11 protein-coding genes and 1 pseudogene are annotated in these 14,219 nt (G+C 73.9%); 6 read left to right on the forward strand and 6 right to left on the reverse strand.

The genetic code is table 11. The features are described from left to right. Positions 1-190 precede the first annotated feature (190 nt). A complete protein-coding gene (locus ABD347_RS21315; protein WP_344363691.1) occupies positions 191-1,231 on the forward strand; it encodes an NUDIX hydrolase in 1,041 nt (346 codons plus the stop codon). Positions 1,232-1,408: 177 nt separating this feature from the next. Here ABD347_RS21315 and ABD347_RS21320 read toward each other — a convergent pair whose 3' ends face one another. Further along, on the reverse strand, positions 1,409-2,128 hold the full coding sequence (locus ABD347_RS21320; RefSeq protein ID WP_425575725.1) for an MBL fold metallo-hydrolase: 720 nt from the start codon (positions 2,126-2,128) through the stop codon (positions 1,409-1,411). 68 nt (positions 2,129-2,196) lie between these two features. After that, on the reverse strand, positions 2,197-3,591 hold the full coding sequence (locus tag ABD347_RS21325) for a dipeptidase (RefSeq protein WP_344363693.1): 1,395 nt from the start codon (positions 3,589-3,591) through the stop codon (positions 2,197-2,199). Positions 3,592-3,777: 186 nt separating this feature from the next. Between ABD347_RS21325 and ABD347_RS21330 the strand changes: the two genes are divergently transcribed. Next, positions 3,778-4,995, forward strand: a complete 1,218-nt coding sequence (locus ABD347_RS21330; protein ID WP_344363694.1) for a geranylgeranyl reductase family protein — start codon at positions 3,778-3,780, stop codon at positions 4,993-4,995. A 66-nt stretch (positions 4,996-5,061) separates the two neighbouring features. Here ABD347_RS21330 and ABD347_RS21335 read toward each other — a convergent pair whose 3' ends face one another. Further along, positions 5,062-5,340 (reverse strand): DUF6332 family protein, encoded by a 279-nt coding sequence (locus ABD347_RS21335; protein ID WP_344363696.1) that lies wholly within the window; start codon positions 5,338-5,340, stop codon positions 5,062-5,064. Positions 5,341-5,413: 73 nt separating this feature from the next. Then, positions 5,414-6,937, reverse strand: coding sequence for an MFS transporter (locus ABD347_RS21340; protein ID WP_344363698.1), 1,524 nt, complete (start codon positions 6,935-6,937; stop codon positions 5,414-5,416). Between the two features lie 87 nt (positions 6,938-7,024). On the opposite strand from ABD347_RS21340, the gene ABD347_RS21345 reads away from it, so the two are divergent. Continuing rightward, a complete protein-coding gene (locus ABD347_RS21345; RefSeq protein ID WP_344363700.1) occupies positions 7,025-7,423 on the forward strand; it encodes a MarR family winged helix-turn-helix transcriptional regulator in 399 nt (132 codons plus the stop codon). A 104-nt stretch (positions 7,424-7,527) separates the two neighbouring features. Here the strand turns inward: ABD347_RS21345 and ABD347_RS21350 are convergent, their stop codons facing one another. Next, positions 7,528-8,277, reverse strand: coding sequence for a maleylpyruvate isomerase family mycothiol-dependent enzyme (locus tag ABD347_RS21350; RefSeq protein WP_344363703.1), 750 nt, complete (start codon positions 8,275-8,277; stop codon positions 7,528-7,530). A gap of 238 nt (positions 8,278-8,515) precedes the next feature. On the opposite strand from ABD347_RS21350, the gene ABD347_RS21355 reads away from it, so the two are divergent. Next, positions 8,516-9,367 (forward strand): ROK family protein, encoded by an 852-nt coding sequence (locus ABD347_RS21355; RefSeq protein WP_344363706.1) that lies wholly within the window; start codon positions 8,516-8,518, stop codon positions 9,365-9,367. A gap of 107 nt (positions 9,368-9,474) precedes the next feature. Here the strand turns inward: ABD347_RS21355 and ABD347_RS21360 are convergent, their stop codons facing one another. Beyond that, on the reverse strand, positions 9,475-10,653 hold the full coding sequence (locus ABD347_RS21360) for a L,D-transpeptidase (protein WP_344363788.1): 1,179 nt from the start codon (positions 10,651-10,653) through the stop codon (positions 9,475-9,477). Between the two features lie 219 nt (positions 10,654-10,872). Between ABD347_RS21360 and ABD347_RS21365 the strand changes: the two genes are divergently transcribed. Next, a complete protein-coding gene (locus tag ABD347_RS21365) occupies positions 10,873-12,045 on the forward strand; it encodes a lipid II:glycine glycyltransferase FemX (RefSeq protein WP_425575726.1) in 1,173 nt (390 codons plus the stop codon). Positions 12,046-12,347: 302 nt separating this feature from the next. Next, positions 12,348-13,673: pseudogene (gene murJ, locus ABD347_RS21370) on the forward strand (murein biosynthesis integral membrane protein MurJ); the annotation flags it as partial. Positions 13,674-14,219 lie beyond the last annotated feature (546 nt).

The raw sequence follows: 14,219 nt of genomic DNA on the forward strand, positions 1-14,219 counted from the left end.
CCCCCGGGTGTTACGGCCCGAGCGGGCATCTCTTCGTACCGTGAGACATTTCTGGTTCCCCGTCGGACGCGACGGAAGCGCAACAGCCCGGCCACAGTTGTGTGCTCGATCGGACACCCGCGTGCCCGGGCGGGTTTCCGTGGCAGGGTGTTGCGGGCAAGCCACTGGGGGCTACGGAGGAGGGGGAACCGTGATCGTCTGGATCAACGGTGCGTTCGGTGCCGGCAAGACCAGTGCCGCGCGCGAGCTGATCGACCTGATCCCTAACAGCACCGTCTACGACCCCGAGATCATCGGCGGAGCGCTGCGGTACCTGCTGCCGCAGAAGCGGCTCGCCGAAGTGACCGACTACCAGGACCTTCCGATGTGGCGGCGCATGGTCGTGGACGCGGCCGCCGCGATGCTCGCCGAGGTGGGCGGCGTACTGGTGGTGCCGATGACGCTGCTGCGCCAGGAGTACCGCGATGAGATCTTCGGCGGGCTCGCCGCCCGCCGCATCGCCGTCCACCATGTGGTGCTCACTCCGGACGAAACGATACTGCGCAGCCGTATCGGTGGTCGCGAGGAGCTCGGGGGCGACCCGGAGGGCGACGAGCGGATCCGGCAGTGGGCGTACGAGCACATCGAGCCGTACCGCGCGGCGCTCGGCGGCTGGCTGTCCACCGACGCCCACGCCGTCGACAACAGCCGCCTCACCCCGGCGGAGACCGCGCGGAGCATAGCCGAGGCGGTACGCACCGGGGCGGCCGGCGCGTGCGGGATCGTCCAGACGCCGGAGCCCACCGGTGAGACCCTCGCCGCGGGGGTTCTCCTCTTCGACGAACAGGACCGTGTGCTGCTCGTCGACCCCACCTACAAGCCCGGCTGGGAGTTCCCCGGCGGAGTCGTCGAACGCGGGGAGCCGCCGGCCCGCGCCGGCATACGCGAGGTCGCCGAGGAGATAGGGCTCGAACTGGACGTCGTGCCCAGGCTTCTGCTCGTCGACTGGGAGCCGCCGCGGCCGCCCGGCCACGGTGGCCTCCGGCTCCTCTTCGACGGCGGGCGGCTCACCGCCACCCAGGTCCGGAACGTCCTGCTTCCGGGCGCCGAACTGCGCGGCTGGCGGTTCGTCACCGAGGGTGAGGCCTCCGGGATGCTTCCCCCGGCTCGCTACGAGCGGCTCCGCTGGGCGCTGCGCGCCCGCGAACGCGGCACCGTACTGAACCTGGAGGCCGGCATCCCGGTCGGCTGACCGCACGGCCCGCCACGCCGGGCGGAGCGGGCGGTACCGGTCGCCCGGCTCCGGTCGCCCCGGGTCGTCCGGCCCCGGGTCGCCCTGCCGCCGACGGCCCCGGCTCCGAGCGCTCCACCATCCGGCGCCCCCGCCACGGGCCGCCCCGCCACCGGTCGCCCGCCACCGGTCGCCGCTCTACGGCTGCGGGGCGGCGGCATCGCGGTCGGCCGCGGCACGCAACGCGGCCGCCGCGCCGTCCGTCAGCGGGTCACCGTGCCCGCAGCACACCGTCTCCGGCGCCAGCCCGGCCAGCCGCCGCATGGACGCCTTGGCGCGTTCGCGGTCCACATGGAACACGCCCAACGCCACCCGCCCCACGGACGCCACCGTGTCGCCCGTGAACAGCACGCCGTGCCGCGGGAGGTGCACCGCGATCGAACCCTCCGTGTGGCCCGGTGTGTACACCACCCGCGCCCCGCCCCCGAACGCCAGCTCGTCCCCGTCCGCGACCTCCCGGTCCACCCGTGTCGGCGGCGCCACCGGAACCGTCAGTCCGTGCTCGTGGAGCGGTACCTCCCAGTCGAGCAGGACCGGCTCCGGGAGCGGAGCCTCGCCCCGGACGACCGGCGCGTCCAGGGCGTGCGCCACCACCTCGGCGCCGTACCGCGCGGCCAGCTCGCCCGCCGCGCCCACGTGGTCGCGGTGGCAGTGGGTGAGCACGATCCGGCGCAGGCCCTCCGGCCGGAGGCCCCGGCTCCGTACCGCCTCCTGGAGCCGCGGCGCCGCGCCCGCCCAGCCCGCGTCGATCAGCGTCAGATCGTCGTCCCCGTCCACCCACAGATACGCCTGCCCGATCGGGAAGCGCAGCATGAGCAGACGGGGCCGTACCTCGATGACATCCACGTCCATGGTCATGCGGCGAACGTACGCGGCCGCGCCCGCCCGCCGCCGCCCGATCTGCTGTGCGCAGATCCGCTGTCGGCTCAACCCCGCCCGAAGGCGGCGTAGTTCACCAGGAACAGCGCCTCCGCGACCGACATCCGCTCCAGCTCGTCCGGCGACACGCTCTCGTTCACCGCGTGGATCTGCGCCTCCGGCTCACTCAGCCCGATCAGCAGGATCTCGGCGTCCGGGTAGAGCGCCGCCAGCGTGTTGCACAGCGGGATCGACCCGCCCATGCCCGCGATCTGCATCTCCTGCCCCGGGTACGCGGCTCCCAGCGCGTCGGCCATCGAGGTGTACGCCGGGCTGGTGACGTCCGCGCGGAACGGCTGGCCCTGCCCGACCTGCTCCACCGACACCCGCGCGCCCCACGGCGTGTGCGCCTCCAGGTGCGCGGTCAGCAGCTTCGTCGCCTCGGCGGCGTCCTGGCCGGGCGGCACCCGCAGGCTGATCTGGGCGCGCGCGGTGGAGTGCACCGACGGGGTGGCGCCCACGACCGGCGGGCAGTCGATGCCCATGACGGTGACGGCGGGCCGTGCCCACAGCCGGTCGCCGACCGAACCGTGACCTATCAGCTCCACACCGTCGAGGACCCTGGCGTCCTCGCGGAAGTCCTCCTCCGGGTACCGCAGGCCCTCCCACACGCCCTCGGCGTCCAGACCGTCGACCGTCGTCGAACCGTCCTCCGCCCGCAGGGAGTCCAGTACGCGGATGAGCGCGGCCAGCGCGTCCGGCGCGGCCCCGCCGAACAGTCCCGAGTGCAGGTTGCCCCGCAGGGTGTCCACCGTGACGCGCACCATCGTCATCCCGCGCAGGGTCGCCGTGACGGTCGGCAGCCCCGCCCGGAAGTTCCCGGCGTCGCCGATCACGATGGCGTCCGCCGCCAGCAACTCGGGGTGCGCCTCGGCGTACCGCTCCAGGCCGCCCGTGCCCTGCTCCTCGGAGCCCTCGGCGACGACCTTGACGCCGACCGGGATCCCGCCGTTCGCCTTCAGGGCACGCAGGGCCAGCAGGTGCATGATGAAGCCGCCCTTGCAGTCGGCGGCCCCGCGTCCGTACCAGCGCCCGTCCTCCCGCTCGGTCAGCTCGAACGGCGGGGTGTCCCAGCCGGCCGGGTCGAGCGGCGGCTGCACGTCGTAGTGGGCGTACAGCAGCACCGTCGGCGCGCCCTCGGGGCCGGGCAGGTAGCCGTACACCGACGGTGAACCGTCCGGGGTGTCGAACACCGACACGTCCTGGAAGTCCTCCGCCCGCAGCGCGTCCGCCACCCAGTCCGCCGCGGCCCGGCACTCGCTCGGCGGGAACTGCGCCGGGTCCGCCACCGACCGGAACGCCACCAGTTCCGTGAGCTCCGCCTTGGCGCGGGGCATCAAGGAGGCGACGGTCTCGGCGATCGGCGGGATCGGCGGGATCGGCCGGCTCGGCTGGGCGGTCATGGGCACGCTCCTGGTGGGTGCGACGTTGAGACGGGCGTCGCGTGTCGTTGCACGGCGAACGCGCGTCCGATCCTCCCACAGCGAGGGGTGAGGGCCCGCGCCGTAGGATGCGATCACAGGCACGGGCCATCGGCCGGGATCAGTCGGGATCACGGGATCAGTCGGGATCAGGAGCAGAAGCACATCGTGAGCAGCGAGAACGCAGACGCCGGTAACGCATACTCCGCGCCGGTGTGGGATGTCGTCGTGGTCGGCGCCGGGCCGGCCGGAGCGTCCGCGGCGTACGCGGCGGCCGTCGCGGGCCGCCGGGTGCTCCTCCTGGAGAAGGCGGAACTGCCGCGCTACAAGACGTGCGGCGGGGGCATCATCGGCCCGTCGCGCGACGCTCTGCCCCCCGGGTTCGAGCTGCCCCTGCGTGACCGGGTGCACGCGGTCACGTTCTCGCTGAACGGCCGTTTCGCCAGGACGCGGCGCTCGAAGCGGATGCTGTTCGGGCTGATCGACCGGCCCGAGTTCGACGCGGGCCTGGTCGAGCAGGCGCAGAAGGCGGGCGCCGAGCTGCGTACGGGCGCGACGGTGTCCCGTGTCGAGCAGCACGGCACGACGGTGCCGGACCGGCGGACGGTCGCGGTCGTGCTGGCCGACGGGGAGGTCGTGCTCGCGCGGGCGGTCGTCGGCGCGGACGGCAGTGCCAGCCGGATAGGCGCGCACGTCGGGGTGAAGCTGGACCAGGTCGACCTCGGCCTGGAGGCGGAGATCCCGGTTCCGCAGACGGTCGCGGAGGACTGGGCGGGGCGGGTGCTCCTCGACTGGGGGCCGATGCCCGGCAGCTACGGCTGGGTGTTCCCCAAGGGCGACACGCTGACCGTGGGCGTGATCTCGGCCCGGGGCGAGGGGTCGGCCACCAAGCGGTACCTGGAGGACTTCATCGCCCGGCTCGGGCTCGCCGGGTTCGAGCCCGCGATCTCGTCCGGGCACCTCACGCGCTGCCGGAGCGACGACTCCCCGCTGTCGCGGGGGCGGGTGCTGGTCTGCGGCGACGCGGCGGGGCTGCTGGAGCCGTGGACCCGCGAGGGCATCTCCTTCGCGCTGCGGTCCGGGCGGCTGGCGGGGGAGTGGGCGGTGCGGATCGCCGAGGCGAACGACGCGGTGGACGCCCGGCGCCAGGCGCTCAACTACGCCTTCGCCATCAAGGCCGGACTCGGCGTCGAGATGGCGGTAGGGCGCCGGATGCTCGCCCTGTTCGAGAAGCGGCCGGGCCTGCTCCACGCGATGGTCACCGGCTTCCGCCCGGCGTGGCGGGCGTTCGCCGACATCACCCGGGGCGCCACCACAGTGGCGGACATCGTCCGCGACTCGGCCGTCGCGCGCCGAGCCCTCGACGCCCTGAACCACCGGCGGTAGCCCTGTCGGCCCGGCCGTGGCACCGGTGGCCGGGCCGTGGCACCGGTGGCCGGGCCGTGGCCGGGCCTATGCGCCGGGTCCGTTGCGCCCCGGCCGGCCCGGCAGCACGCGCGGGCCGCCCCCGAAGCGCCACAGCACCCGCACCACGCGCGTCACGAACCCCAGACCGGCCACCGTCGCGGCCACCACCAGCACGCCCCGTGCCGCGCCGCCCACCAGACCCAGCACGAGCACGGGCGCCGCGCACAGGACGAACAGCCCGGCCGCGAGGAACATCCCCGTCACCAAGGCGTACCCGATCTCGACGGTCACGGCGTCCCGTTGGGCCTGCGTTCGATTCCCCATGGGCCGAGTCTCACAAGCCCGCGGCCGACGGGCAAGGACATCACCCGCCGGCCGCGCGCCGCACCCTGGACGGTCAGTCCCGTACGCCGACGGGCTCGGCCGTCTCCGTCCGCGTACCGGACGACTTCGCGACCACGACCGACGGCTGCGGCGCCCGCGCGCGGCGGTCGCCGCGCAGGCCGGTGAGGGTGATCAACAGCCCGGCGAGCGCGATGGCGGTCACGACGACGAGACCGGGCCGGAAGCTGTCCAGCACCGCCTGCTCGGAGGCGGCGGAGGCGCCCTCGTGGCCGCCCGCCGTGATCACCGCGGTGACGACGGCGAGGAAGATCGCGCCGCCCACCTGGATGGAGGTGTTGAGCAGCCCGGACACCATGCCCTGCTCGTCGTCGTCCACACCGTTCGTGGCCTGGATGTTGAGGGAGGGGAAGGTCAGGGCGCAGGCCGCGCCGAGGAACAGCATCGAGGGGAGGACGACGGCCGCGTAGCGCGGGGTGAGATCGACCTGGAGGAAGATCGCGTACGCGACGACCAGGAGTGTGAAGCCCGTCGCGATCACCCGGGGTGTGCCGAACCGGTCCACCACGTCGCCGATTCTGGTGGAGGAGAGCGCCACCAGCACACCGGCCGGCAGGAAGGCGAGCGCGGTCTGGAGGGCGCTCCAGCCCAGCAGCGACTGCATGTACTGCGTCGCGATGAACTGGAAGGCGACGTACGAGCCGAAGAACGCGGCGGCGCCGAGCTGGGCGCGCAGCTGCGTGCCGGAGCGGAGCACGCCGAGTCGCAACAGCGGGGCGGTGCTGCGCCGTTCGATGGTGACGAAGGCGGCGAGCAGGATGGCGGTGGCCAGGAACGACAGCAGCGTACGGGCGGAGGTCCAGCCGGCCTCGGGTGCCTGGACCACGGTGAAGACCAGCAGCAGCATGGCGCCGGTCCCGGTGACGGCGCCGGGGACGTCGTAGCCGGCGCGGGTGTCATCACGGTCGCTGTGCGGGATCAGTCTCACTCCGGCGACCAGCGCGACGAGCGCTATGGGCGCGGGCAGCAGCATGGTCCAGCGCCAGCTCAGCTCGGTGAGCACCCCGGACAGCACCAGGCCCATGGAGAAGCCGGTGGCGGCGCAGGTGGTGTAGATCGACAGGGCCCGGTTGCGCTGCGTGCCCTCCTTGAACGTGGTGGTGATGATCGACAGGCCGGCGGGTGCGGTGAAGGCGGCGCTCAAGCCCTTGATGAAGCGGCTCGCGATCAGCAGCGGCCCGGAGTCGACGAGTCCGCCGAGCAGGGACGCCAGCGCGAACACGGCGAGGGCGATCAGGAAGACGCGGCGGCGGCCGAGGAGGTCGGCCGCGCGGCCGCCGAGCAGGAGGAGACCGCCGTAGCCGAGGATGTAGCCGCTGACGATCCACTGCAGGGTCGCGGTGGACAGGCCCAGGTCGGTGGCGATGGACGGCAGGGCGACGCCGACCATCGAGACGTCGAGGGCGTCGAGGAACATGGCCGCGCACAGCACCAGCAGGGTGCCCCACAGGCGGGGGCTCCAGCGGTCTTCCGTGGCCGAACCCACGGCGGGGGAGGGGACGTTGAGCGGAGAGGTCATGCGCAGCACAGTACATGCGCATGCATTGAATGCAAGTGCATTTAATGCCGGTGCAACAAAAGGTGTCTTCCCTGCTAACGTGGTCGCATGGCGGTGACGAAGTCCGAACGAGCGCTCGTGGAACAGTGGCGCGGCGTGCTCTCCGTGCACGCCCGTACGATGTGTGAACTCGACCGCGCGCTGCACCAGTACGGGCTGGGCGCCAGCGACTTCGAGGTCCTCGACGTACTGGCCGAAGGGGCGGCGGAGGACGGCGGGTGCGCCTATCGCGTCCAGGAGCTGGCCTCCCGCGTGCACCTCAGCCAGAGCGCCCTGTCCCGGCTGATCGCCCGGCTGGAGAAGGACGGGCTCGTGTCCCGCGGTATGTGCAGCGAGGACCGGCGCGGTGTGCGCGTGGCCCTGACGGACGCGGGCCGGGCCCGGCACGCGGAGGCGCAGCCCCTCCAGCGTGCCGTGCTCGGCCGGATGTTCCCCGACCGGGCCTGACCGGGCCCCGTCGCCCGTCCCGGGACCACGGCCGGGACGCCCCGGCGCCGAAGTCGGGCGTGAACCGCGGGAAACCGCGTGAACCGCAGGCGACAGGGCACCGCCTAGCCGATGGCCGACGTCTCCCGCCACAGCCGCGCCAGCCGCTGGTCCCCCGAGGTGGTGACGGCCGTGGCCCCGCCGGCGGCGGGCGGCCGGTTCCACAGGTGCAGGTACAGCTGCGCGGCCGGACCGCTCAGCTCGCAGTCCGCGGGGCCCTCGGCCGTCCGCTCCGTACGCGGCACCTGATCCGAGAGCCGTACGGTCCACACATCGCCGGTGTCCGTCGCCCTCACGCGCAGGACACCCGGCTCGGACGTGCGCACCCGGCTCTTCTCCCGAGCGTGGAAGCCGCACAGCAGCTCGTCGATCCCGTCGGCGGCGAACGCCGGTGCCGGCTCCGCCACCTCCGCGCCCAGTGCCGCCTGCGCGTCCACCCGGTGCACGGCGGTCTCGTGCGCCTGGCGCCGGGCCCAGAACGCGCGGGGTGAGGGAGAGGGCAGGAACGTCCAGCACTCCAAGGCGCCCGAGGCCTCGGTCAGCGCGGTGACCAGCCGGCCGTGTCCCTCGCGGAACCAGTCGAGCAACTCCGCGCCGTCGAGGCCGGGTTCGGCCGGGAACGGGCGGTAGGAGGCGTGTCGTTCCGTCACGAAGGCGGTGGCCCACCGGTGCACCGCCCCCGTGTGCCGCAGCAGGTCCCGCACCGCCCACTCGGGACAGGTCGGGACCGGCGCGGCGGGACCCGACCGTTCGGCCGCGTCGGCAAGCAACTGGCATTCGTAAGCGAGGTACTTGATGTGCTCGGTGATCTCCATCTCGCGATTCTGCCAGCGCGGGCCCCGGTCCGGTACGGTCGGCGGCGGCCAACGCCCCCGGACCGGCCGAGAGCCGCCCGGGGCGACTCATCCCCGAACGGCGCCCTTGGCGCGGCGACGGGCAACATCCACACAGGCACATGAACGGAAGGGCACGTCCGCTACTCTCGCGCGATGTCTGCCTGGTGTGGGACTCCGATCAGTGAGGCGGGAGGGCGGGACATTGCGGCGCGCGGCGGTGGGTGTCGATGTCGGTGGGACGAAGATGCTGATGCTTGCTCGGAGCCGGGAGCCGAGCGGTGGTGAGGTCACCCGGCGGGTCGGCACCGGGCCCGGGACCACTCCCGGTGATCTCGAGAGGGCCGTCGAGGAGTTCCTCGCGGACCACGGGCTGGAGCCGATCGCCCTGGGAGTGGCGGTCCCGGGGCTGGTGGGGAACGGCCGGGTCAGGGTCTCCGACGTACTGCCGCAGCTCGCGGGATGGAGCGGCTGGAGCGGCCGAGCTGCCCCCTCGCTCCTGGTCAACGACATCAGAGGAGCGCTCGCGCAGGAGGCCGCCACCCTTTCACGGTCCGCCACGGCCGCCGTGGTCGTGTGCGGGACCGCCGTAGGGTCGGCGTACCTGTCCGAGGGGCGGGTCATCCGCGGGGCACGCGGTTGGGCCGGCGAGATCGGTAGCCTGCCCATGACCACACCACAGGGAGTACGCCGCCTCGATGAACTGGCGGGCGGCGGCGCCGTCGTACGCGCGGCCCGGATGCCACCCGAGCTGATCCACGCCGCGCTCGCCGGGGGAGACCGCCGCGTACAGGACGTCGTGCACGCGGCGGGCGAGGCCTTCGGGCTGGGGCTCGCCTCACTGGTCAACGTCCTCAACCCCGACGCCGTCCGCGTCGCGGGTGGCACCCTCGGCTACCAGGGTTACTGGAACACCGCGCTGACAACCGCTCAACAGCACACGCTGCCCGAGCTGTGGCACGCCTGCACGATCACCCGGATCGAAGACCCGGAACTGGTCGTTGCCCGCGGCGCCACCCGGCTGGCCACGGCCATGGCCGACGGTCGAGCCTGGGCCCGACAGTACGTATAGGTCGCCGCGCGAGCTTCGGCGGCCGCGGCCCCGCCGGAGCGGGTCCGGTGGCGTACGACGCCCGGCCCGGCGGCACCGCAGTGCCCGGCGGCCGCCCGCGCCCCGGTTCAGCGCAGAGCGCTGCGCGCCTGCCAGTCCGGCCAGGACACGTTCCAGGCACCGAAGCCGTTGCCCGGTGCGACGACGCCCTTGGTGTCCCTGCCCCTGATCTCGAACGGGTCGCCCGGGCGGACCTGGGCGTAGAACCACGCGGCGTCCGCAGCGCTCATACCGATGCAGCCGGAGCTCCTGTTGGCCCTGCCCATCCACTTGTCGTTCCAAGGTGCGGCGTGCGCGTACATGCCCGACCAGGTCAGCCGCATCGAGTGGTCGACCATCTTGTCGTAGGCGTCGCCGAGGCCGACGGTCTCGGAGTTCATGTTGATGGTGCCCTCCTTGGCCATCAGCACGGCCGTGCCGCGCCAGGAGCGCTTGTCACCGCCGGGGGTGCCGCCGGAGACCGGGATCGTACGGACCTTCCGCCCGTCCCGCACCAGGGTGAGCTGCTTGCGGTCGAGGTCGACCTCGACGATCCGGCTCGCGCCGATGGTGAAGCTGGTCGAGTAGTCGCGGACGAACCAGCCGCCGTCGCCGGAGTCCGTGCCGTTCAGCTCGGCGGTGAGCGTGACCTTGGTGCCGGGCTTCCAGTACTCCTTGGGCCGCCAGTCGATCCGGTCGCGGCCGGAGTGGTCCTCCAGCCAGGCCCAGGAGCCCCGGGTGCCGTTCGACGTGGTGAGCTTCAACTCCCGTTCGACGGCCGCCTTGTCGGTGACCGGGTTGTCGAACACCAGGGAGACCGGCTGGGCGACGCCGACGGTGGTGTTCGCCCCGGGCCGCCAGTCGACCTTGTTGACCTCGTCGGTCCCGGCGGTGGTGAACGCGGACTTCACGGTGTTCTTCCGGCCGGCCCCGGTGGCCGTCACGGTGGTGACCGTGTACGAGGCGCCGGGGACGATCTTGCGTCGCGAGGTCCAGCCGGAGCCGTCCGCGGCCAGTGCGCCGCCGAGGGAGCGGCCGTCCGCGTCAGTGACGGTGACCGAGGCCAGCGTGCCGCCCGCCGCCGTGACCCTGACGGGCACACCGGCCCGGACGTCCCGGCCGCGAGGCGTCACCGTCACGGTCGCCGGACGGCCCTCATCCGCCGCCGGTCCGCCGGCCTCGCCGTCGGTGGCGGGCGCGCCGGATCCGGACGACGAACAGGCGGCGAGCGGTACGAGCAGCAGCACCGCGACCGCCGCTCCGCGCATACGTATGTGTCCCAACGGACTCCCCCGTCACGAGTGGTGGTGGTGTACCGGTGACTATAGGAGCGGAAAAGCGCAGGTGAACGGTGCTGCGGCCATGTGACGGCGACTGGAGGGGAACGGTCGTCGTCCGGTCACACACGCCGCGCGGAGCGGTCATGGACGGTGAGCATCCTCGGCGTCCCAGGAGATCCGGGCGTTCCCCACAGAGAGGCTCACACCGTGTCAGTGCTGCTCGTGACGGCCGGCCGCGACCAGGAAACACCGCTGGTCCCTATCACCGCCGCCGCGTACCGCCGGTTCCTTACCTCCGGTGAGGGGGCGGCACTGGACGCCGGGTTTCTGCAGTGCCCGTCCTGGGCCGACGTCAAGGACGGGTGGCGGGCCCAGCTCGTCGGCTGGGGGCCGGACCCGGCGTCCGGGCGGCTGTCCGGCGTGGCGCTGGTGCTGCTGCGCCAACTGCCCGGAACACACAAGTACTTCGCGTACCTGCCGGAGGGGCCGGTCGCCGACTGGGCCGATCCCCGCATCGACGACTGGCTCGGTCCGCTGCTGCGGCATCTGCGCGCGGCGGGCGCGTTCGCCGTACGGATCGGGCCCTCGCCCGCGTACCGCCGCTGGACCGCGGACCGGCTCAAAGCGGCGACCGGGCCGGGGCGACGGCTGACGGACGTCCTCGCGAGCGAGGCCGACCCGCTGGGCACGGCGGTCGCCGACCGGCTGCGGGCGCGCGGCTGGCAGCGGTGCGGCGGCGAGGAGGACGGCGACGCGCAGCCGCGGTACGTCTTCCGGATACCGCTCACCGGCCGCACCCCGGACGACCTGTGGGCCGGGCTCAATCAGGAGTGGCGGCGCAATGTGCGCCGCGCGCGGAAGTCCGGCGTGGAGGTGGTCGCCGGCAGCGCGGCCGACCTGCCGGAGTTCTACCGGCTGCTGCGGATCACGGAGGAACGGGACGGCTTCCGGCTCGGCCGGCCGCTCGCGTACTACGTGCGGCAGTACGCGGCCCTCAACGCGGAGGAACCGGGCCGGATGAAGCTCTACCTCGCCCGGCACGGCGGCGAGACCCTCGCCGCCCACACCATGATTCGCGTGGGCAGCCGTGTCTGGTACCAGACGGGCGCCTCGGCCGACCACCGCCGCGAGGTCCGCCCCTCGAATCTCCTGCAGTGGCGGATGCTGCTCGACGCCCACGCCCTCGGCGCCGAGGTGTACGACATGCGCGGGGTACCCTCCACTCTCGACCCCGACGACCGGGCGTACGGGCTCCTGCGCTGGAAGCTCGGCACCGGAGGAGACGTGGTCGAGACCCTGGGGGAATGGGAGAGACCGTTGGACGGCACGGCCAACCACGCGCTGTACCGGGCGTTCCAGGCCTATCTGGCGCGCCGGTGACGGCGGGACGCCCGGGGCCCGCCGGCGCGGCCACGGACTCCGTCACGCCCCCGGTCCGCCCCGCCGCGCGGCCCGGTGCCGAGGGCGCCCCGGGCGGCGTCCGCCCCGCTCCCGGCGCCGGCGAGGTGCCGCCCGCCGAGGGCTGCGGGTCCGCCGAGGACGCCGGGGGCGGTGGATTCGCCGGGTGCGCCGGGGGTGCCGGGGGTGCCGGATCCGCCGAGGGCCCCGGGGACGCCGGGGGCGCCGGGGCGGCCGTGGCTTCCGCCGGGCGGGGCCCGTCCGTGCTGCGCAGCGGCGCGATCATGGCCGCGGGGTCGGTGGTGTCACGGGCGACCGGGTTCGCGCGGTCCGCCGTCGTCGCCGCCGCGATCGGCGTCGGGACGGTCGCCGACGGGTACGCCGTCGGCAACTCGCTGCCCACCATCGTCTACATGCTCCTGATCGGCGGCGCGCTCAACGCCGTCTTCGTGCCCGAACTCGTCAAGGCCGCCAAGGAGCACGAGGACGGCGGCGCCGCGTACACCGACCGGCTGCTCACCGTCTGCGTGCTCGCTCTGCTGGCGTTCACCGCGGGCGCGGTCTGGGCGGCTCCCGCGATCATCGACGTGTACACCGACTACCCGCCCGACCGGACCGCCATGACGGTCGCCTTCGCCCGCTACTGCCTGCCGCAGATCCTCTTCCTCGGGCTGTTCACACTGCTCGGTCAAGTGCTGAACGCCCGTGGCCGGTTCGGTGCCATGATGTGGACGCCGGTCCTCAACAACCTCGTCGTCATCGCCGTCTTCGGCCTCTATCTGGCGACCGGTGACGGCGGTTCGCTCAGCGCCGCCGAGACCGCGCTGCTCGGCTGGGGCACCACCGCGGGCATCGTCGTCCAGGCCCTCGCCCTGCTGCCGTCGCTGCGCGCCGCCGGTTTCCGGTACCGGCCCCGCTTCGACTGGGGCGGCAGCGGGCTCACCGTACCGCTGCGCAAGGCCGGCTGGCTGGTGCTGCTGGTGCTCACCAACCAGGCCGCGTACTGGGTGACGACCCGGCTGGCCACGGCGGCGGGCCTGCACGCCGAGGCGGCCGGGGTCGACGGCGGCGCCGGGTTCAGCGCGTACAACAACGCCTATGTGCTGTGGGCCGTGCCGCACGGCATCATCACCGTGTCGCTGATGACCGCGCTGATGCCCCGGATGAGCGCGGCGGCCGCCGACGCGGACACCGCCGCGGTGCGGCGCGACGTGTCGTACGCGCTGCGCCACAGCGCGGCGGCCGTCGTCCCGGCGGCGTGCGCGCTGTTCGCCCTCGCGCAGCCGGTGATGGCGCTGGTCTTCCAGTACGGCGAGACGGACGCGGCGGCCGTCGCCGTCATGGCGGGCACGCTGATGGCGTTCGCTCCCGGACTGATCGCCTTCAGTGGGCAGTACGTCCTGTCCCGCGCCTTCTACGCGCTGTCCGACACCCGCACGCCGTTCCTCCTCAACCTGGTGATCGCGGGCCTCCAGGCGAGCCTGTCGGTGTCGGCGTACGTGCTGTTGCCGGCCCGCTGGGCGGTGACCGGCATGGCCGGGGCGTACTCGCTGGCGCTGTGGGCCGGCTGGGCCGTCACGGCCCTCGTCCTCCACCGCCGTCTCGGGGCGCGGGCCGAGCCGGGGGAGGAGGGCGTGCCGTCCCGGGGTGCTGGCGGTCCGTCGGCCGAGCCGTCAGCCGACAGCTCCCGGACGCCCCCGGACGTACCTCGCCCACGGCCCGGCGGCGGAGGAGAACCAGCCGGATTCCGCCGGTCGCCCGCCGGGCCCCTTCCGGATACGGCCGGGGCCACCGATGGCGCCGCCACCCCGACGGCCGCCACCCCGACGGTCGGCGTCTCCCCGGAGAGAGCCGGGCGGGACGGATCCGGGCGGAGCCTGTCCGGGCGGGGCCTGTCCGGGCCGGGGGCGCTCCCCGCGCCGCTGCCCGCGAAGGCCGGCAGGGCCGTGCGCCCGGGCGTGCGGCGGCCCCGTCGCACACCCGCGCACGCCCTCGCCGCGCAGGCCCGGCTGCTGGTCGCCGCCGTGCCGGCGACGGCGCTCGGATACGGCGTCGCCCATGGGGCCGGGCCGGCCGGGGCACCGGCGGCCGTCGGTGCCGGAGCGGCGGCGATCGCGGGCGTGTTCGTCCTCCTCGCCCGGCCGCTGCGGCTCACC

Source organism: Streptomyces gobitricini (assembly GCF_039532985.1).
Taxonomy (GTDB): domain Bacteria; phylum Actinomycetota; class Actinomycetes; order Streptomycetales; family Streptomycetaceae; genus Streptomyces; species Streptomyces gobitricini.